A 17,619-nucleotide genomic window follows, 5' to 3' on the forward strand; every position below is an offset into this window, starting at 1 on the left:
TTCAATTCCGTAGAAATACCCGCCACGATGCAGTTATGAGCGACCCCGCCTTCGAATATGCCCCCATCGGGCTAGTGGAACTGGAAAACCGCATCATCCGGCGGTGCAACCTGCATTTCGCCTCGATGTTCGGCGGCAACGAGGGCGACTATCGCGACATGCCGCTGCTGAACCTCTATCCCAGCCACGAGGATTTCGAACGCATCGGCAAGCGTGGCCTGCAAGCCATGCTGGAGACTGGGTATTACACGGACGAACGGATCATGCGGCGGCGCAGCGGCGATTTGTTCTGGTGCCGGGCACGTGGCAAGTCATTGACACCGGAAGACCCGTTTCGCCATGGGATATGGAGTTTTGCCGACATCTCGGAAGAACGTCGTGTGATCGAGCTGACACCACGTGAACGTGATGTGGCGCTTCTGACCTGCCGTGGCCTCTCAGCCAAAGAAGTCGGGGCCGAGCTTGGGCTGAGCTATCGCACGATCGAAGCGCATCGCGCGCGCCTACTTGAGAAATTCGGCGCCCGCAAGCTGCCGGAACTTGTGGCGAAACTGTCCGGTATGCCGCTTTGATCTCGTTTCCCCTCGCAAAATACCCGCACCGCTCCCATCTTTGCATTCGATACGGCGCTTTTCATGGGCAGTCGCTTGGCCTATAACGCCGCGTAATACACGGAGCCCGGTCATCAACAACGGGCCCAGGGGAACCGTCGAGGATACTCATGACAGACACCAGACACGAAGCGGACGTGGCATTCATCAAGGCACTGGCCGAACTGCTGCGGGAAAACGACCTGACCGAGTTGCAGGTAAAACGCGAGTATGGCGAGGACGACAGCCTGAACGTGCGCGTAAGCCGAGTGTCACCGGCGCTGGCCGCCGCACCGATCCAAATGGCTGTTCCCGCCGCCCCCGTCGCCGCAGCGGCGGCACCGGCAGCGCCCACCGCCGCACCCGCAGCAATCGAGGATCCTGCCGCCCATCCCGGCGCAGTGACCTCGCCCATGGTCGGGACGATCTATCTCCAGGCTGAACCGGGCGCGGCGCCCTTTGTATCTGTTGGTGCCAGCGTCTCCGAAGGCGATACGCTGCTGATCGTCGAAGCGATGAAGACCATGAACCACATCCATGCCCCGCGCGCCGGGACCGTCAAACGCATCCTGGTGGGTGACGGCGACGCCGTGGAATTCGGCACCCCGCTGGTCATCATCGAATAAGGGACAATCCATGTTCGACAAGATCCTGATTGCGAACCGAGGCGAGATCGCCCTGCGTGTGATCCGTGCCGCCCGCGAGATGGGGATCGCGACGGTTGCCGTCCATTCAACCGCCGACAGCGACGCCATGCATGTGCGCATGGCAGACGAGTCGGTCTGCATTGGCCCGGCGCCCAGCCCCCAGAGCTATCTTTCGGTTCCCGCGATCATCTCGGCCTGCGAAATCACCGGGGCACAGGCGATCCATCCCGGATACGGGTTTCTGTCCGAAAACGCCGGTTTCGTGCAGATCGTCGAAGATCACGGCATCACCTTCATCGGCCCCTCGGCGGAACACATTCGCATCATGGGGGACAAGATCACGGCCAAGGAAACCGCCAAGGAGCTTGGCATTCCCGTGGTCCCGGGATCGGAGGGCGGAGTTCCCGATCTGGCCGCAGCCAAGCGGGTCGGCGAGAGCATCGGCTATCCGGTGATCATCAAGGCCACCGCTGGCGGCGGCGGCCGGGGCATGAAGGTCGCGCGCGATGAAAAGGAGATGGAGCGCGCCTTTACCACCGCCCGGGCCGAGGCCAAGGCCGCCTTTGGCAATGACGAGGTCTATATCGAGAAATACCTGACCACGCCGCGCCATATCGAGATCCAGGTCTTTGGCGATGGCAAGGGCAATGCGGTGCATCTGGGCGAGCGCGACTGCTCGCTGCAACGACGCCACCAGAAAGTGTTCGAAGAAGCCCCCGGTCCCTGCATCTCACCGGAAGAGCGCGCCCGGATCGGCAAGATCTGCGCTGATGCGGTGGCCAAGATCAACTATATCGGCGCCGGCACCGTGGAATTCCTCTACGAGAATGGCGAATTCTACTTCATCGAGATGAACACCCGTCTTCAGGTGGAGCATCCGGTGACCGAAGGCATCTTTGGCGTCGATCTGGTGCGCGAACAGATCCGCGTTGCCGCCGGGCTGCCGATGTCCTTTACCCAGGACGACCTGCAAATCAACGGCCACGCGATCGAGGTGCGGATAAACGCCGAAAAACTGCCGAACTTCTCCCCCTGTCCCGGCAAGATCACCGCCTACCACACCCCCGGTGGCCTGGGCGTGCGGATGGATTCGGCTCTCTACAACGGCTATTCGATCCCGCCCTACTACGACTCGCTCATTGCCAAGTTGATCGTGCACGGGCGCGACCGGAGCGAGGCGCTGGCTCGACTGCATCGGGCCCTTGGTGAATTGATCGTGGATGGTATCGACACGACGATACCCCTGTTTCACGCCCTTCTGAAAGAGCCGGACATCCACAACGGCAATTACAATATCCACTGGCTGGAGCGCTGGCTTGCCGCGAACCTGCCCGATTGATCAGACGAGCCGGGCACATCGCCCGGCTCTCTCCGGCCAAGAGGGACCGATGTGACCCTCTCGCCCGAGCTTTTGCTCCACGGGTATTCCATCGGTATCTTTCCGATGGCCGAACATCGCAACGACCCGGAGGTGTTCTGGGTGGACCCGCTTCGCCGCGGGATTTTTCCGCTGGATGGATTCCACTTGTCTCGCAGCCTGGCCCGACGAATCCGGCGGGGCGAATACCATGTGACGTTCGACCATGATTTTGCGGGCGTGCTGCAAGGCTGCGCAGACAGGGCAGAAACGTGGATCAACCCAGAGATCAGCGACAGCTACCAGGCGCTGCATCGCTTGGGACACGCCCATTCGGTAGAAGTCTGGCAAGGCTCCACACTGGCGGGCGGCGTTTACGGCGTGGTCCTCGGCGCCGCCTTTTTCGGCGAAAGCATGTTTTCGCGCCGCACCGATGCCTCGAAGGTCGCGTTGGCCTATCTGATCGACCGCTTGCGTCAAACCGGGTTCCAGCTTTTTGATACGCAGTTTCTGACCGCACATCTTGCCTCTCTGGGGGCGGTGGAGATCACCCGGGCAGAGTACCGGCGCCGTTTGGAGAAAGCCCTGAACACGTCTGCCGACATTGCTGCGAGTATTGATCAGCGCCCTCAGGGCGTCATACAGCGAATGACCCACACGTCATAGCGTGAGTGGTCCAACGCGCTGAGCGCGGGCGAGGATGCGATCATCCAACCGTCGAAAATCGCCTGCCGCTGATCCCTCTCCCATATGGTCAAATAGGCAAAGGCGTCGCCGGTCGGGTTCTCGACCGGGTACCGGCAATCCCCAAGTGCCACATCCAAACCATAGATTTCCGCTGTAGACCCGTTCGTTACCCGAAAATCCTGTGTCTGCCCGCTTACCTTGTCGAGGCCGCGCAGGATCGCTCCCGTCCCCGAGGTGACCGCCTCATCCGCCGAAACCGATCCGGCGAACAGGCCCAGGATCAGCAGGCCGCGTCGGATCACTGGCTGTCGCTCCCATCACCGGCCACGAACTTGACGAGCAGAGAGATCAGGCTGACGGCGCCCTGCGTATCCTCGACCGCGTCGCCGGGTTCGAAATAGAAAGCCGAGCCACCGGGCATGATTTCCAGGAAGTTGCCGCCCAGCAGCCCTTCGGAGGAGATTACAGCCGCACTGTCATCGGGTATCTGGATGCCCTCGGCCACCGTAAACCGGGTATCGGCGCGATAGCTTTCGGGGTTGAGATCGACGCCCGTCACCGTCCCGATCTTGACGCCGGCAAGCCGGACATCGGTCCCTACCGTCACCCCTTCGAGCGAGCGAAACGAGGCGTTCAACTCATATCCGCCGGTACCGCGCGACAGGCCGGTTGCCTGACCAGCATAAACCGCAAAGGTGATCGCCGCGGCAAGAACCGCGCCGCCGACCAGGACTTCTGTCATGTTGTGGCTGGACATACAGGCCTCGCTTACTCCGGGCTCCAGGCCTCGTAATCCCGGCGATCAGCCGGTTTGTCACGTCGCAACGACCCTGCCGGTGCATAGGCCAGCGGCGTTCCCGTCAGGTTCTCCTGGTGCGGCTTTTCCCAGGCCTTGTGCTTGAGCGGTCGTTTGGTTGGCGGCTCGTCCCAGGTCCGGTGCAGCCAGCCGTGCCATTCCGGGTCGATCCGGCTGGCCTCGGCCTCGCCATTGAACATGACCCAACGCTGGCTGTCGTCGGCATTGGTGTAGAACACATTGCCTTGTGAATCCTCACCCACCTTCTTGCCCTTGCGGGCTGTATAGAGCTGAGTGTTGAGCGTCGACCCGTTCCACCAGGTCACGGCGCGCAGCAGGGTGTTCAGGATTCCCATCGGTGCCTCCGGCAATTTCTATTGTGCAGATATGGCGCATGCGCGCGCGAAGGTCCAGAGCCCTCGCCCGTGACAGGCGCGCGCATCCCTACTGTGGCGCAAGCGCCGTAACCTCGATCTCGATCCGGTACTTGGGATCGATCAGCCCGCATTCAATCATCGTGGCGGCCGGCGGATTGGCGCCGAATGCCTCCCGCAGAACCGGCCAGCAGGGTTCGAACTCATGCCGGTCGGGCAGATAATAGGTGACCCGAACCACATCGGCCAATGAGGCACCCGTCTTTTCCAGAGCGGTCGATATGGTTGTCAGCGCGGAGCGCGCCTGTTCGACCACGTCCTCGCCCTGCCCCACCGTTCCCGCCACATGGACGAACCCACCGGCAACCACGGCACGGCAATAGCCGATCTTGGCTTCGAACTCACCGCCAGAAGAAATGCGTTTGATACTCACCGCTGACCCTTCCCTTTTCGCTGGTCTGCCATTGGACTTTCCTTATGCCCAAAATATCCCGGGGGAGTCGCCCGGAACGGGCTGCGGGGACAGAGCCCCCTTACCTCTTTCCTGCAACAGAAAACGGCGCAGAAATCGCCGCGCCGCTTCACAAGTCAGATCACGAACCTCAGCCCGCTGTGGCCGAGCCCTTTTCGCTCTCGGTGTAAATCAACAGCGGCTGCGCCTCGGTCGTTACCGCCTCTTCGTTCACAACAACCTTGGTCACATTCGACATGCTGGGCAGTTCGAACATGGTGTCGAGCAAGATGTCTTCCATGATCGAGCGTAGGCCACGTGCACCGGTCTTGCGCTCAATCGCGCGCTTTGCGATTGCCTTGAGCGCATCATCGGTAAAGTCCAGCTCGGTATCCTCAAGCTCGAACAGACGCTGGTACTGTTTGACCAGCGCATTCTTCGGCTTGGTGAGGATGGTAACCAGCGCGTCCTCGTCCAGATCTTCCAGTGTCGCCAGAACCGGCAGGCGGCCCACAAACTCGGGAATCAGGCCAAATTTCAGCAGATCCTCAGGCTCCAGCTCCTTGAACAGCTCGCCCACGCCGCGGTCGTCATTCGACCGCACGTCGGCACCAAAGCCCATGGCGCTGCCCTTGCCGCGCTGTGCAATGATCTTGTCCAGACCAGCGAAGGCACCACCACAGATGAACAGGATGTTCGTGGTGTCCACTTGCAGGAACTCCTGCTGCGGATGCTTGCGTCCACCCTGCGGCGGAACGCTGGCAACGGTGCCTTCCATCAGCTTCAACAGCGCCTGCTGCACGCCCTCGCCCGACACGTCGCGCGTGATCGAGGGGTTCTCGGACTTGCGGGTGATCTTGTCGACCTCGTCGATATAGACGATGCCGCGCTGCGCACGTTCGACATTATACTCGCTCGCCTGCAACAGCTTGAGAATGATGTTCTCGACATCTTCACCGACATAACCCGCTTCGGTCAGCGTGGTCGCGTCCGCCATGGTGAACGGCACATCGAGAATACGCGCCAATGTCTGCGCCAACAGCGTCTTTCCGCAACCGGTCGGTCCGATCAACAGGATGTTCGACTTCGAAAGCTCGATGTCGTTCCCGGCCTTTTGCGAGTGATTGAGACGCTTGTAATGGTTGTGGACCGCGACCGAGAGCACTCTCTTTGCGGTAGCCTGTCCGATCACATAATCGTCGAGAACATCGCAGATGTCGCGTGGCGTGGGAACGCCGTCCGAGGATTTCAGCCCGCTGCTTTTGGTCTCTTCACGGATGATGTCCATGCAGAGTTCGACACATTCATCACAGATGAACACGGTCGGGCCCGCGATCAGCTTGCGAACCTCGTGCTGGCTCTTGCCGCAAAAGCTGCAGTAGAGCGTGTTCTTGCTGTCACTGCCTGAGTTCGTTGCCATGGTCACCCTTTCCGGCTTCGTCTCGGCGCCCCGGCCCGGAAACCGGGAAGCCGCCTGTTCGTAGAGATTAGGCCAGCACGGTGGCCGCCACAATGTCAAAAAGTCCCAACCGCCGACCGGGCGGCAGGAAGCGGCGTCTTACGCCTCGTCGCCCATTTTTCCGCGGCTTTCGACGATCTCGTCGATATGGCCCCATTCCTTGGCCTCTTCCGGCGACATGAAATTGTCGCGGTCCAGAGCCCGTTCGATTGCCTTTTTGCTCTGCCCGGTATGCTTGACATAGATGTCATAGAGCCGGTCCTTGAGCTTTTGCGTCTCGGCGGCGTGGATCATGATGTCGCTCGCCTGCCCCTGATACCCGCCCGACGGCTGGTGCACCATGATGCGGCTGTTGGGCAGCGAGAAGCGCATGCCCTTTTCCCCGCCAGCCAGCAGGACCGACCCCATCGAGGCCGCTTGACCGATCACAAGGGTCGAACATTTCGGGCGGATATACTGCATGGTGTCATAGATCGACAGCCCACTGGTCACCACGCCACCGGGGCTGTTGATATAGATCGAGATTTCCTTGTTCGGATTCTCGGCCTCCAGGTGCAAGAGCTGGGCCACGACAAGATGGCTCATCCCGTCATGGATCGGGCCGTTGATGAAGATGATCCGCTCCTTGAGCAGGCGCGAGAAGATGTCGTAGGCCCGTTCGCCCCGGCTGGTCTGCTCCACGACCATGGGAACAAGCGTGTTGGTGAAGGTATGAACTGGATCGAACATTCGGGACCTGCCTGCTTTCTTGCAATGGATCGGGACAATAACCCGACGGGATTACCCGAGTCTTAGTGTCGCCGTGGGGGGGCCGCAAGGGCCGCTGGACGAATTCCTTAGACGCAGAGGTCATGCGAGGAATGGCGCAAACGGGTTACAGAGCGGCGTATGTTGACCGATAGGCCCGGGCACAGCACTGTAGAAGTAGGCGCCCACGACTGGGCGCGGATACATTCCCGGTCCCTTCCACTCCTCATCATGACCCGAGACCAATTCGTACAAAAAGGCGCATCCGCCACTTTGGCCCTGTCCTATGACGGGCCGCCGCAGGATTTTCGATTCCTGCTGTTGCCGAAGGCGACCATGCTTGCTGTTGCGGCAGCGATCGAGCCGTTACGGATCGCCAACCAACTGACAAAGCAGACGCTTTATACTTGGCACACGATGACGGAGAACGGGGCGCCGGTGACCTGCTCAAACGGGTTGCGGATCACCCCGGACCAGGCCCTGGCCCCACTTCCCAGCGACGCGTTCGGCTTTGTCTGCGCCGGTGTCGAGCCGGAAAAGACATGCTCACCGGCGGTTCTGGGCTGGCTTCGGCGCGAACATCGCCACGGCCGGTCGTTGGGAGGCATATGCACCGGCGCGTTTGCTCTGGCCCGCGCCGGTTTGTTGGACGGGCGGAGATTTACACTCCACTGGGAAAACCAACCGGGGTTTATCGAAACGTTCCCGTCGCTTACCCCCAGCCCGAACATCTATGAGCTGGACGGACGTATCACCACATGCGGCGGCGGCAACACAGCCATCGACATGATGCTGGCGCTGATCGAAAAACAGCATGGCGCCAACCTGGCCATCATGGTTGCCGACATGTGCATTCACATGCGATCGGGCAGCAAGTCACCCCAGCGCGCGGCCCATTCCGTGGCAATCGGAAGCCGCAACAAGGCCTTGATCAAGGCAATCGAGTTGATGGAAGCGGAACTGGAAGAGCCACTCACAAATGACGACATGTGCAGCCGCCTTGACATCTCCCGTCGACAACTGGAACGATTGTTCAAACGTTATCTCGGACAAGGGCCGATGGCGTTCTATCTGGAACTCCGGATATCCCGCGCCTTTACCTATTTGAACGAGACCAACATGACGGTCGCCGAAATTGCGGCTGCCACCGGGTTCTCCAACACCAGTCACCTGTCACGCCAGTTTCGCGCACGCTATGGCACATCGCCCCATTCGTTCCGCAAGGCGTGGTCCTGAACGGACCACGCCCTGTGACTTGGTTCAGCCGAACATGTCCGAGGTGATGCCGGCATACCAGCCGATGCTCTCCTCAAAGGTCGCCTGGCGCAACTCGGCGCTTTCTCCGGTGGCGCTTATGAACCCGTCTACCTTGGCGATCTTTTCCTCGGTCGCCTCATAAGTCGCGCCGACCTTGACGCCGTCATTGGTGCCAATGAGCGACCAGCAGGTGTTCGAGAACTTGGCTGGAAACATCTTGGAGTCGGTCAGCGCAGCGCGCACCGCCATTGCGGCCACTTTTGCCTGGCTGTTTGCAGAGAAGCCCGATTTCGGCATGTCCCCTTGCGCGCAGGCGTCGCCCAGGACGTGGATATTCTCGTCCACCCGGCTTTGCATCGTGCGCCCGTCGACCGGCGCCCAGTTGCCATCGTTGATTCCCGCCAGCTCGCAAATGCGCCCGGCTTTCTGCGCGGGGATGACGTTGCAGGCATCCACTTTGGTCACTTCGCCATCGATGGTCACTGTCATCGCCTCGGGATCGACCGAGACATTGTTGCCACCGAACTCCGGTCCGATCCAGTCGACCATACCGTCGTAATGCAGCCCCCACCCTTCCTGGAACAACGCCATCTTGGAAAACTTGTCCTTGGGGTCGGCGACAATGATCTTGGCTGTCGGGTTCCTCTCTTTAAGAACATGGGCGATCATCGAGACCCGCTCATAGGGGCCGGGCGGGCAACGATAGGGGTTCGGCGGTGCCACCATGGCAAAGACTCCGCCTTCGGGCATCGCTTCGATCTGGGCCTTGAGCAGTTCGGATTGCGACCCCGCCTTATAGGCATGGGGCATCTTGTTCTGCGCCGAGACATCCCAGCCCTCGACGGAACCGTCCACAAAGTCGATGCCAGGGCTGAGGATCAGCCGATCATATGGCAGCACGCCGCCGCCTGCCAAGCTGACCGTGCGGGCGTCGCGGTCTATGCCAACGGCCCAGTCGTGAACCACGTTGATCCCGTACTCACTGGCCAGTTTGCCATAGGAATGTGCGATGCTGGAAAGCTCTCTGAAACCGCCGATGTAGAGGTTCGAGAAAAAGCAGGTGTAGTAGCTGCGGGTTGGCTCCACCAGGGTGACGTCGATAGCCCCTGCCGCGCCTTTGGCAATGTAGCGGGCCGCAGTCGCCCCACCGGCACCACCGCCGATGACAACCACGCGGGGTTTCCCGGCCCCCAGGACAACGGGTGCTTGCAACGCCGCCGCTGCAGCGACCCCTGTTCCTATGAAACTGCGTCTATTGAACTTCATGACTACCTCCTCCAAAAAAACTTCGCCAGAGGGCTACTCCAGCGCTCCGAAATATGCGGCGAGCGCCGCAATCTCGTCATCGGCGAGCCTGCCCGCCATCATCTGCATGACCGGGTGAGGTCTGATCTTCTGCTTGTAGGCGTGCATGGCCAGCACGAAATCCTCTGCCAGCCATCCCGTGATGACTGGAATTCCGTCATAATCCCCGTCGAGTTGATGGCAGGTGGTGCATTCGGTCGACAGGTACTCGCCGTACTCCGGATCGCCCACCATCGCCAACACTTCGGGAGGCAGTTCAACCTCCTGTTTAAGGGCGGTCGGCGCCGCTTCGGGAATGTTCTGGGGATTGGCCGAGAAGCTGCGGAGATAGGCCAGCACATCCCCCCGGTCCTTTGGATCACTCAGCCCCGCGAATTCCATGTTGGTGCCGGAAACAAGTGTCTTGGGGTTGGTCAAATAGGCATCGAGATGTTCGAGGTCCCAGACCATTCCGTCGCGGCGGGCGCGCAGGATACCTTGCGAATAGTCGAAATCGTCAAACTGGGCGACCTTTCGGTCGAAAATCCCGTTCAGATGCGGCCCGGTCCCGTGCGATGCGCCCTCTCCAACCTGGTGGCATTGCGCGCAAACCTGAAAAACCTCGGCTCCACGCGCGGCGTCACCGATTTGCAGAGCCGTTTCATCGGCCTGGGCCGCGCTTTCAAGCGCGGCCCAGATCACCATTATCCCCCCCGCGTAGCGCATGGCACTACTGGAAGCTCTTCAGATAGGCGATGACCGCCTCGATTTCTTCGTCCTTCTTGAGACCGGCAAAGGACATCTTGGTCCCCTTCATGTAGCTCTTGGGCTTTGCCAGAAAGGCGGCGAGTTCAGCGTCGGACCATACCAACCCGCCTTCTGCTGCCTCTTGCATCGCCTTGGAATACTTGAAGCCATCGGCATGACCGGCTGGCGCGCCCACGATACCATTCAAGATCGGGCCTGTCTTGTTCTTGGCGTCTTCCCCGACCTGGTGACAGGCCTTGCACTTCTTGAAGACCGTCTCACCAGCTGCCGCCAGCGCAGGATCAACCTCGGCGTTTGCGACTGCTTCGGCCGCAGGCTGATCGGCAGGGGCCGCTGGCGCCTTGACATCTTCACGCGACGGTTCCGGACGTGTGCGCCGGATCAGCTCCTGCACTTTCTTTGCGCGGGTTTCCTCGGGCGTCACGTCCAGCACGGCGGCGCGCATGGTGATCTCGACGGTGTCCTTGCACTCCGTCATACACGGCTCGGCAGTCCAGAAATGCGCCTCGCTGGTCTCGCGGTCATCAAGGATGAACCCTTCGGCATTGGGCATTTCCACGTCGAGGAGGTTCTCGTTCGACAGAACGAAATCGTCGTCCACCAGATCGTTCGAATAGAGGATATAGGCCACGATGGCATAAACCTCGTTCGGCGTCAGCGTCTGCGCGTTGCCGAACGGCATGGACCGATGCACATAGTCCCAGGTCGTCGTCAGATACGGCCAATAGGAACCCACCGTCTTGAGCGGGTCCTCATGGTCCAGAGTATCCGCGCCACCGGCCAGCTTGGGCCAGTTGTCCACACCTTCGGCGAAGTCGCCGTGGCAGATGGCACAATAGTCCGCAAAGATGGCCTCGCCATCCTCGACCGATCCCGATCCTTCGGGCAGGCCGGTTCCGTCGGGGCTTACATCAACGTCCCAGGCGGCGATTTCCTCGGGCAGTGCCGGACGTCCCAGGCCGTAACTGCCAGCCCAGGCCGGCATGGCCAGAACCAGCGCGGCGATTGATGCGGTAAGCGTCAGCTTAGGAAACTTCGACATTTTCGGCCTCTCCGCTTGCCTTGACCCACCAGGTCTGGATCGCGTTGTTATGATAAATCGAGTTCAGTCCGCGCACTTCGCGCAGCTGCGCCTTGGTCGGCTGCACATAACCCGACGCGTCGCGCGCCCGGCTTTGCAACAACATTTCCGAACCGTCCCAGGTGATATCCAGATAGAAACGGGTCAGCGCCTTGTCCTGTCCCGGCGCCGCCAGGCGGGCGGGCTGCCAGGTCTGGCCACCGTCGACCGAGACATCGACCCCGGTGATCGCGCCCCGGCCTGACCAGGCCAGACCGGTGATCACCAGCGGACCGGGCCCATGGGTGATCGGAGATTGCGGGCTGGGTGCGGTGACAACCGATTTGGCGTCCATTACCCAGGTCCATTTGCGGCTGGTGCCATCGGCCAGCGTATCGGTATATTTCGAGGTCTCCTCGCGGCTTTCCACGGGGCCGTCCATGACCTCGATCCGGCGCAACCACTTGACCCACATGTTGCCTTCCCAACCCGGCACGACGAGGCGAACGGGATAGCCATGCTCCTTGCGCAGTGCCTCGCCATTAGCCTTGAACGCGATCAGGCAGTCGTCCAGCGCCTTTTCCATCGGGATGGAACGCCCGTTCGAAGAGGCGTCGGCCCCCTCGACATAGACCCATTTGTCGCTCAGGTCGCCCGCGGTATTCAGGCCCGCCTCTTCCAGCAGGGTGCGCAGGGAAACGCCGGAATATTCCATGTTATGGATCATGCCATGGGTGAACTGCGCACCGTTCAGCTGGGCACCGGCCCATTCCATGCCCGAGTTTGCCGCGCATTCACAGAAATACACGTGGTTTTCGCGCGGAAAACGCTCCAGATCGGCATAGGTAAATATCAGCGGCTGATCGACCAGACCGTTGATCATCAGGCGGTAGTCTTCCTTCTTCAGCGCGATCGCGCCCGAATGGTGCCGCTCGAACGCACAACCCTGCGGGGTGATAGTGCCATCCAGCGCATGGATCGGGGTAAAGTTGATCGAACTGATCGTGTCGGCGGTTAGCCACTCCACGTTGCGACGGATCACGTCGCCTTCGTATTCGATGGGCAGGCCATAAGGCGTTGCATCGACACCGTCACCAGTGGCACGCGCCCAGTCCTGTACCTCGGTGATCAGCGGATCCGGCGCCGCTGCGCGGGCCGCGCCGGCGGCCACTGCCCCTGCTCCGACCGCCGCAACGCTGGTCAGGAACTGGCGGCGCGACGCACCTTTCTTGCCAGAGCTTTCACTCATGAATGCCTCCTTTGAATGCATGCATCCCTTGGCGGGATGCAAAACGTTGGAAATCATCGGTGCGGCGGCGCGTTACGCCCCCACGACCTCGACCGATGTGTTGGGCGTGACCGAAACGGTGCCCAGTTTGCGAATGTGGTTTTCGACCACATCCCAGATCTGCGGCCCTTCGGTGCCTTCGTTGACACTGGCCCATCCTGCCACGACATAGTTCTTGGCCGGGTCGATCTTTTCCCCGGTTTTCAACAAGGTCATGTCGCTGATCCGGCTACCTTGCGGCTTGCTGACGTCGATCCGGTAGCCCAGCCCGCCGACGCGCACCATGTCGCCGCCTTGCTGATAGTAGGGATCTGGGTTGAACAGGTTGTCGCCCACATCCTCGAGCACCACATGCAGGAACTCGCCCGTCATCTCGGTACGATAGGCGGCGCCATAGCTCATCGAGGTGACGTTCCAGATATCCTCGCGGGTGATCTCCTGGCCTGGCAGGATCGACGGCCCCCATCGCACGCCGGGCGACATGGCAATGTCGGCCTCGCGCTCGCTTAGCAGCGCGTCACAGATCAGGTCATCCCAGCTTCCGTTGAAGTTGCCTCGCCGGTAAAGCAGCGAGCTCTCGTCGGTCCGGCCGATGACCTCGCGCAACTGGTCGATATGCGGCTCGCGCTGCGCGTTGATAAGGGCGGTCACCTGCGGATCGGGCGCGATCACGTCCGAGAAGATCGGGATCAGTTTGTGCTTGAGCCCCATCATCTGACCGTCGCGCACATCCAGATCGACACGGCTGACGAACTTGCCGTTCGATCCGCTCGCGATCACATGGGTTTTTTCGACCACCACCGGTTCTGGCAGGGCATCATGGGTGTGGCCGCTGAGAATGACGTCGATACCGGTGACCCGGCTCGCCATTTTCTTGTCCACATCGAACCCGTTGTGGCTCAGGACCACAACGACCTCGGCCCCGTCCGCGCGGACCTCGTCGACCATGGCCTGCATGTTTTCTTCACGAATACCAAACGAGAATTCGGGGAACATCCAGCCGGGGTTGGCGATCGGCATATAGGGGAAGGCCTGGCCGATAACCGCAACCTTGACGCCGCCGCGTTCGAAGAACTTGTAGGGCTTGAAGAGTTCCGCCGGCTCATCCCATTCGGCGTCAAAGATGTTCTGTCCCAGCGCGGCGAAAGGCAGGCTCTCGACCAGTTCACTAACCCGGTCGGTGCCCAGGGTGAATTCCCAGTGGAATGTCATCGCATCGGGTTTCAGCGCGTTCATCACGTTGACCACATCCTGCCCCTCGGTGTGGAAGCAGGTATAGGAGCCGTGCCAGGTATCGCCGCCGTCCAAGAGCAGCGCATCGGGCCGGTCAGCGCGGATGGCGTTGACCACGGTGGCGACCCGGTCCATACCCCCCACCCGGCCATAGGTGCGGGCCAGCGACGAGAAATCGTTATAGGTCAGCGCATAGGCCGACGGGCTGCCATCCTCGATCCCGTAGAACCGGCGGAAATCGGCGCCGGTGATATGCGGCATCTGCCCCTTTGCCGCGCCGATGCCAAGGTTCACCTCGGGCTCGCGGAAGTAGATCGGCATCAACTGGGCATGAATGTCGGTGATATGGATCAACGTCAGATTGCCGAAGGTGTCGAATTCCAGAAGCTGGTCCTGGGTCAGCGCCTGCTGAGCGGCCAGACGGGACCAGTTACCAAAACCCGAAGCCCCGACAAGGGCCGAGGCTGCCATCGAAACCTGGAGGAAGTCGCGACGTGAGATCATGAGCTGATGCTTTCCGTTCTTGATCACATTAACATTAAATTCACATGTGTGAATTTGTATTACGAACAAAGACCCCGCGTCGGCAAGTGCGACACGGGGTCCCTACTTAGTTGCGGACTGACGGACCTTCGACCGACAGACCATTGCCGCGGCTGGCGACATAGAGTTCCAGAGCGACAAATTCGGGGCTGCCCGGCTTGAAGGTTTCCGCGCGCGTGTCGCGGATACACCCTTTGAAACGATCATGCACCGCATTCAGCTTGGTGTTCTTCAGGCGATACGTCGGAAACCCGTTGATCTGCCCTTGGCTCAGGTGATCCGCGCGGATCATGTTGCCCCAGTTGTCCTCGTGACAATTGGCGCAGCTAAGCTCCAACTGACCGTAACGCGTGTAGTACATTTCTTTGCCCTGTTCCCAGGCCGCCTGAGCCGGACCGTCGATGGTCACGTTTACCGGCAAACCGCGCGACTGCATCGCGATCAGTGCCGACATTGCCGTCATTTCGCCGCCCTCGTATTTCCAGGCTTCAGCCCCCATGCGAGATGTTCGACAGTCGTTGACCTGCATTTCCAGCGTACGGACTTCCCCAGCACCCTCGTTCCACTTCGGGTACACCGCCTTTACGCCAACCATGCTGTCCTCGACTGCGTTGTGACATGACGCACAAGCCTTGCCCTCCGACCCGTCGACCGTGTCCCAGACCTCGCGCGCGGCGTCTACAGCCACCATGCCCGGGTTTTCGAAATCGTCCATCTCCAGCGCCTGGGTTTCGTCCGAACGGAACCGCCAGCCGGAATAGATCTCGGGCAGCGCACCGTCGAGGTGGGCAGGCGCGGCGGTTTTGGTGACGATATTGATCTCGCCATTGATGACCAATTCGTCGTCATCGGGGCCTGCCATCACCGTCAAAGGCGCGGCCACCAATGCGGCAATCGCGGTCATTGCCTTGAATCTCATTCAAATTCCTCCCTTTGGTGGTTGGCCTCGCCCGGCCCATCCGAACCGGACGAAAGCAACATTTGCCTTGGACCGCGGATCAGGCGATCGTGATCGGCTTGTTGTCGTTGTAGACAGAGCCGTCATCGTCATACCAAGTGAACACGAACTCACCCGCCTCGGGCACGGTCGCGTTGAACTCGAAATACGGGTTCGTGGAAATCGCCGGTTCCATCTTGATATCGACGACCGACTGTCCATTGAACTCGCAGGTAAAGCGGTTGATGATCGAGCGCGGGATCACATTCCCTTGCTTGTCCTTGCGTTGACCGCTTTCCATGTTGTGGCTGATGAGGGTCTTGATCGTCACCGCCTCGCCGGCAGCGGCCGATTTCGGAACCTTAACGCGGGGTTTTACACCAGATGCCATTTGTCTTGTCTCCTGATTATCCGGAAGGACGGGCTTAGCCGCCGCAGCCCCCGATGGTCACTTTCACGGTCGAGCTGGCCTTGACGAAGGAACCGTCGGCCATCTTCGCGACGGCGATAACGTCTTGCGTTCCAGCCAGTCGAATACGGGTAGATGCCGACTGGGTCGCGGCCAGCGGTCCGAAGTTGAACTGCGCCACGCCGGGCGTCGGGTTGCCCGCGGCCAGAACCAGAATCGCAACCGCACCCGGTGCGCTGACCTCGATCGGAACGGTGTTGCCGTTTTCGGCAATCTCGGGCGCGGTCAGGGTCAAACCACCCTCGCCCATTTCGGCACCGCCGGTAAACTCGGCGATCCGGTCGTCTACTGCTGCGTTCGCCCGAAACGGCAGAACCGTCAGGGCCGCTGCGCCCAAGGCCAAGCCGAGGGTATCACGACGCGTAAAGTCCATCGTATTTCTCCTTTGATACAGGCCTTGCCCCAGGGACACGGCCAATTATTCTTTCAGGGTCGCGAGAAACGCGACAACATCTTCGATCTGCTGGGCCGTCAGCAGCGGCGACAGCGGTGCTTCCGGCGCCTTTCCGGTGAACGCATCTCCCGGACGGATATAGCCATCGACCTTGTAGAACGCCGGCATCATCGTGCCTTCGAAAGTCATCTTGGCATTCGCAACCAATCCGCGAAGCTCAGCTTCGCTCCAGCGGTCGCCCGCCCCATCAAGCGAAGGGCCGATCTCGCCGTGGAACGGCACATCAGCAAGCGCAGAAACCTGGTGGCAGGCCACGCAATTGCCAAGGCTGCGTTTACTCAGGACATTGGCGCCTTCGACCGGGTCACCGGCCACGCCCGTCAACGAAACCTCGATAGCGCCCCCTTCGGCAAAGACGACGTCTTTGGGCGCGGTTTCAGCGGCCCAGGCGGCGCCACCGATCAATGCGGCGGCCAGCGTCAGCGTTGTCAGTTTCATGTATCCTCCCTTGGCTGCCACGTTTCTGTCCACGCGGCTAATCACTCTTTGCATACCGTAGGCTACAGTACACCTTTACGCAACATCAAATTCACGAATGTGAATTGTTATTTTGTTGCATAGAACAGCGCGGGAAACTAAGGAAAGTTCCCCAAACCAATACGCCATTGGTCGCGCGATCAGCGCGTGTCGCCGTCGTTGCGTTCCTTGATCATGCGCGCATGATAGCGCTGGAAATCCTCTTCGGATTGATCAAGGTAACGCTCTTCCTTGACCCAGGTCATCATGTCCAGCGTGGTGCCAGGCGAGAACGCCCCGGGCATCACCGAGACAGCCTGATCCACAGCCGACATGCTGTCGTCCAGGTCTGGCGGCAAGAAGATCATGGTCGGCGTGAACAAAACCCGCCACTTGCGGGTGGCCTCTTTCTCGGTCAGCGTTTCGCCGTCGGTGTCCACGATTTCTATGTCGCCGTGCAGGTTGATCTGCACCGGAAAGTAGGTTTCCTCAAGCATGGCGAGAACCCGTGGATCGGGAAAGGTGTTCTCGTGCATGTCCTTGCAGTACAGGCAGCCGCGCTGTTCAACCAGCAATAGCAGGCGCTTGCCCTCGGACCGTGCCTCGGCATGATCCTCTTGCAGGTCCTTGAACGTATCGCGCAACCACTCGGGCTTGTGCAGCCCGTCGTCCCCCATTTCGACCGCGTGCGCCGCAGCGGCAAAGCCCAGCGTCAGAATCACAGCCAGAAGTCGCCTCATCGTCTTCCTCCTTATGGAAACG

At 60.5% G+C, this 17,619-nt stretch carries 21 protein-coding genes; 5 read left to right on the forward strand and 16 right to left on the reverse strand.

Annotation, left to right across the window (positions count from 1 at the left end):
* Positions 1-35: 35 nt before the first annotated feature.
* The 4 genes from G0P99_RS11540 (at position 36) to aat (ending at position 3,260) form a co-directional block, all read left to right on the forward strand.
* Complete coding sequence (locus G0P99_RS11540) at positions 36-572, forward strand: LuxR C-terminal-related transcriptional regulator (RefSeq protein WP_164129897.1); 537 nt, start codon at positions 36-38, stop codon at positions 570-572.
* 149 nt (positions 573-721) lie between these two features.
* The gene (accB, locus tag G0P99_RS11545; protein ID WP_164129899.1) at positions 722-1,216 is read left to right on the forward strand and encodes an acetyl-CoA carboxylase biotin carboxyl carrier protein; all 495 of its coding nucleotides are present in this window, start codon (positions 722-724) and stop codon (positions 1,214-1,216) included.
* 10 nt (positions 1,217-1,226) lie between these two features.
* Complete coding sequence (gene accC / locus G0P99_RS11550) at positions 1,227-2,576, forward strand: acetyl-CoA carboxylase biotin carboxylase subunit (protein ID WP_164129901.1); 1,350 nt, start codon at positions 1,227-1,229, stop codon at positions 2,574-2,576.
* 51 nt (positions 2,577-2,627) lie between these two features.
* Positions 2,628-3,260: a leucyl/phenylalanyl-tRNA--protein transferase gene (gene aat, locus G0P99_RS11555; protein WP_164129903.1), complete on the forward strand. Its 633-nt coding sequence runs from the start codon at positions 2,628-2,630 to the stop codon at positions 3,258-3,260.
* Here the strand turns inward: aat and G0P99_RS11560 are convergent.
* From G0P99_RS11560 to G0P99_RS11585, 6 genes are all read right to left on the reverse strand, one after another.
* Positions 3,224-3,583 (reverse strand): DUF2155 domain-containing protein, encoded by a 360-nt coding sequence (locus tag G0P99_RS11560; RefSeq protein WP_164129905.1) that lies wholly within the window; start codon positions 3,581-3,583, stop codon positions 3,224-3,226. The two genes, aat and G0P99_RS11560, sit on opposite strands and share 37 nt — an antisense overlap.
* Complete coding sequence (gene mlaD, locus G0P99_RS11565) at positions 3,580-4,038, reverse strand: outer membrane lipid asymmetry maintenance protein MlaD (RefSeq protein WP_164129906.1); 459 nt, start codon at positions 4,036-4,038, stop codon at positions 3,580-3,582. The genes G0P99_RS11560 and mlaD overlap by 4 nt, the downstream gene beginning before the upstream one ends.
* Positions 4,039-4,049: 11 nt before the next feature.
* Entirely contained in the window at positions 4,050-4,433 is a 384-nt protein-coding gene (locus G0P99_RS11570) for an NADH:ubiquinone oxidoreductase subunit NDUFA12 (protein WP_164129908.1), read from the reverse strand.
* 88 nt (positions 4,434-4,521) lie between these two features.
* Positions 4,522-4,884 (reverse strand): RidA family protein, encoded by a 363-nt coding sequence (locus G0P99_RS11575; protein ID WP_164129910.1) that lies wholly within the window; start codon positions 4,882-4,884, stop codon positions 4,522-4,524.
* A gap of 169 nt (positions 4,885-5,053) precedes the next feature.
* The gene (gene clpX, locus G0P99_RS11580) at positions 5,054-6,322 is read right to left on the reverse strand and encodes an ATP-dependent Clp protease ATP-binding subunit ClpX (protein WP_164129912.1); all 1,269 of its coding nucleotides are present in this window, start codon (positions 6,320-6,322) and stop codon (positions 5,054-5,056) included.
* 138 nt (positions 6,323-6,460) lie between these two features.
* A complete protein-coding gene (locus tag G0P99_RS11585; RefSeq protein WP_164129914.1) occupies positions 6,461-7,090 on the reverse strand; it encodes an ATP-dependent Clp protease proteolytic subunit in 630 nt (209 codons plus the stop codon).
* Between the two features lie 249 nt (positions 7,091-7,339).
* Between G0P99_RS11585 and G0P99_RS11590 the strand changes: the two genes are divergently transcribed.
* Positions 7,340-8,344 carry a GlxA family transcriptional regulator gene (locus G0P99_RS11590; RefSeq protein WP_164129916.1) on the forward strand — a complete coding sequence of 335 codons (1,005 nt, stop codon included), beginning with the start codon at positions 7,340-7,342 and terminating at the stop codon, positions 8,342-8,344.
* 24 nt (positions 8,345-8,368) lie between these two features.
* Here the strand turns inward: G0P99_RS11590 and G0P99_RS11595 are convergent, their stop codons facing one another.
* The 10 genes from G0P99_RS11595 to G0P99_RS11640 all read right to left on the reverse strand — a co-directional run bounded on the left by G0P99_RS11595 (position 8,369) and on the right by G0P99_RS11640 (position 17,597).
* On the reverse strand, positions 8,369-9,631 hold the full coding sequence (locus tag G0P99_RS11595; protein ID WP_164129918.1) for an NAD(P)/FAD-dependent oxidoreductase: 1,263 nt from the start codon (positions 9,629-9,631) through the stop codon (positions 8,369-8,371).
* 33 nt (positions 9,632-9,664) lie between these two features.
* Entirely contained in the window at positions 9,665-10,354 is a 690-nt protein-coding gene (locus G0P99_RS11600) for a c-type cytochrome (RefSeq protein ID WP_239059780.1), read from the reverse strand.
* Between the two features lie 25 nt (positions 10,355-10,379).
* On the reverse strand, positions 10,380-11,459 hold the full coding sequence (locus tag G0P99_RS11605) for a c-type cytochrome (protein WP_164129921.1): 1,080 nt from the start codon (positions 11,457-11,459) through the stop codon (positions 10,380-10,382).
* A complete protein-coding gene (gene soxC / locus G0P99_RS11610) occupies positions 11,443-12,726 on the reverse strand; it encodes a sulfite dehydrogenase (protein WP_164129923.1) in 1,284 nt (427 codons plus the stop codon). The genes G0P99_RS11605 and soxC overlap by 17 nt, the downstream gene beginning before the upstream one ends.
* A gap of 72 nt (positions 12,727-12,798) precedes the next feature.
* A complete protein-coding gene (gene soxB, locus G0P99_RS11615; RefSeq protein ID WP_164129925.1) occupies positions 12,799-14,502 on the reverse strand; it encodes a thiosulfohydrolase SoxB in 1,704 nt (567 codons plus the stop codon).
* A gap of 106 nt (positions 14,503-14,608) precedes the next feature.
* On the reverse strand, positions 14,609-15,460 hold the full coding sequence (gene soxA, locus G0P99_RS11620; protein ID WP_164129927.1) for a sulfur oxidation c-type cytochrome SoxA: 852 nt from the start codon (positions 15,458-15,460) through the stop codon (positions 14,609-14,611).
* Between the two features lie 79 nt (positions 15,461-15,539).
* Positions 15,540-15,869, reverse strand: coding sequence for a thiosulfate oxidation carrier complex protein SoxZ (gene soxZ / locus G0P99_RS11625; RefSeq protein WP_164129929.1), 330 nt, complete (start codon positions 15,867-15,869; stop codon positions 15,540-15,542).
* Positions 15,870-15,903: 34 nt separating this feature from the next.
* Complete coding sequence (gene soxY / locus G0P99_RS11630) at positions 15,904-16,320, reverse strand: thiosulfate oxidation carrier protein SoxY (RefSeq protein WP_164129931.1); 417 nt, start codon at positions 16,318-16,320, stop codon at positions 15,904-15,906.
* Between the two features lie 45 nt (positions 16,321-16,365).
* The gene (gene soxX / locus G0P99_RS11635; protein ID WP_164129933.1) at positions 16,366-16,839 is read right to left on the reverse strand and encodes a sulfur oxidation c-type cytochrome SoxX; all 474 of its coding nucleotides are present in this window, start codon (positions 16,837-16,839) and stop codon (positions 16,366-16,368) included.
* Positions 16,840-17,018: 179 nt separating this feature from the next.
* Positions 17,019-17,597: a thioredoxin family protein gene (locus G0P99_RS11640; RefSeq protein WP_164129935.1), complete on the reverse strand. Its 579-nt coding sequence runs from the start codon at positions 17,595-17,597 to the stop codon at positions 17,019-17,021.
* Positions 17,598-17,619 lie beyond the last annotated feature (22 nt).

The sequence above is a fragment of the Ruegeria sp. PrR005 genome (genome assembly GCF_010500245.1).
Lineage (GTDB): Bacteria > Pseudomonadota > Alphaproteobacteria > Rhodobacterales > Rhodobacteraceae > Ruegeria_B > Ruegeria_B marisflavi.

Excerpts from the sequence above, each read along its gene's own strand:
- accB (WP_164129899.1), top strand. The coding sequence starts at position 722 with ATGACAGACACCAGACACGAAGCGGACGTGGCATTCATCAAGGCACTG.
- mlaD (WP_164129906.1), bottom strand. The coding sequence starts at position 4,038 with ATGTCCAGCCACAACATGACAGAAGTCCTGGTCGGCGGCGCGGTTCTT.
- soxB (WP_164129925.1), bottom strand. The coding sequence starts at position 14,502 with ATGATCTCACGTCGCGACTTCCTCCAGGTTTCGATGGCAGCCTCGGCC.
- clpX (WP_164129912.1), bottom strand. The coding sequence starts at position 6,322 with ATGGCAACGAACTCAGGCAGTGACAGCAAGAACACGCTCTACTGCAGC.
- soxY (WP_164129931.1), bottom strand. The coding sequence starts at position 16,320 with ATGGACTTTACGCGTCGTGATACCCTCGGCTTGGCCTTGGGCGCAGCG.
- soxZ (WP_164129929.1), bottom strand. The coding sequence starts at position 15,869 with ATGGCATCTGGTGTAAAACCCCGCGTTAAGGTTCCGAAATCGGCCGCT.
- G0P99_RS11570 (WP_164129908.1), bottom strand. The coding sequence starts at position 4,433 with ATGGGAATCCTGAACACCCTGCTGCGCGCCGTGACCTGGTGGAACGGG.
- G0P99_RS11590 (WP_164129916.1), top strand. The coding sequence starts at position 7,340 with ATGACCCGAGACCAATTCGTACAAAAAGGCGCATCCGCCACTTTGGCC.
- soxC (WP_164129923.1), bottom strand. The coding sequence starts at position 12,726 with ATGAGTGAAAGCTCTGGCAAGAAAGGTGCGTCGCGCCGCCAGTTCCTG.
- G0P99_RS11540 (WP_164129897.1), top strand. The coding sequence starts at position 36 with ATGAGCGACCCCGCCTTCGAATATGCCCCCATCGGGCTAGTGGAACTG.
- G0P99_RS11640 (WP_164129935.1), bottom strand. The coding sequence starts at position 17,597 with ATGAGGCGACTTCTGGCTGTGATTCTGACGCTGGGCTTTGCCGCTGCG.
- G0P99_RS11585 (WP_164129914.1), bottom strand. The coding sequence starts at position 7,090 with ATGTTCGATCCAGTTCATACCTTCACCAACACGCTTGTTCCCATGGTC.
- G0P99_RS11605 (WP_164129921.1), bottom strand. The coding sequence starts at position 11,459 with ATGTCGAAGTTTCCTAAGCTGACGCTTACCGCATCAATCGCCGCGCTG.
- accC (WP_164129901.1), top strand. The coding sequence starts at position 1,227 with ATGTTCGACAAGATCCTGATTGCGAACCGAGGCGAGATCGCCCTGCGT.
- soxA (WP_164129927.1), bottom strand. The coding sequence starts at position 15,460 with ATGAGATTCAAGGCAATGACCGCGATTGCCGCATTGGTGGCCGCGCCT.
- G0P99_RS11600 (WP_239059780.1), bottom strand. The coding sequence starts at position 10,354 with ATGGTGATCTGGGCCGCGCTTGAAAGCGCGGCCCAGGCCGATGAAACG.
- soxX (WP_164129933.1), bottom strand. The coding sequence starts at position 16,839 with ATGAAACTGACAACGCTGACGCTGGCCGCCGCATTGATCGGTGGCGCC.
- G0P99_RS11595 (WP_164129918.1), bottom strand. The coding sequence starts at position 9,631 with ATGAAGTTCAATAGACGCAGTTTCATAGGAACAGGGGTCGCTGCAGCG.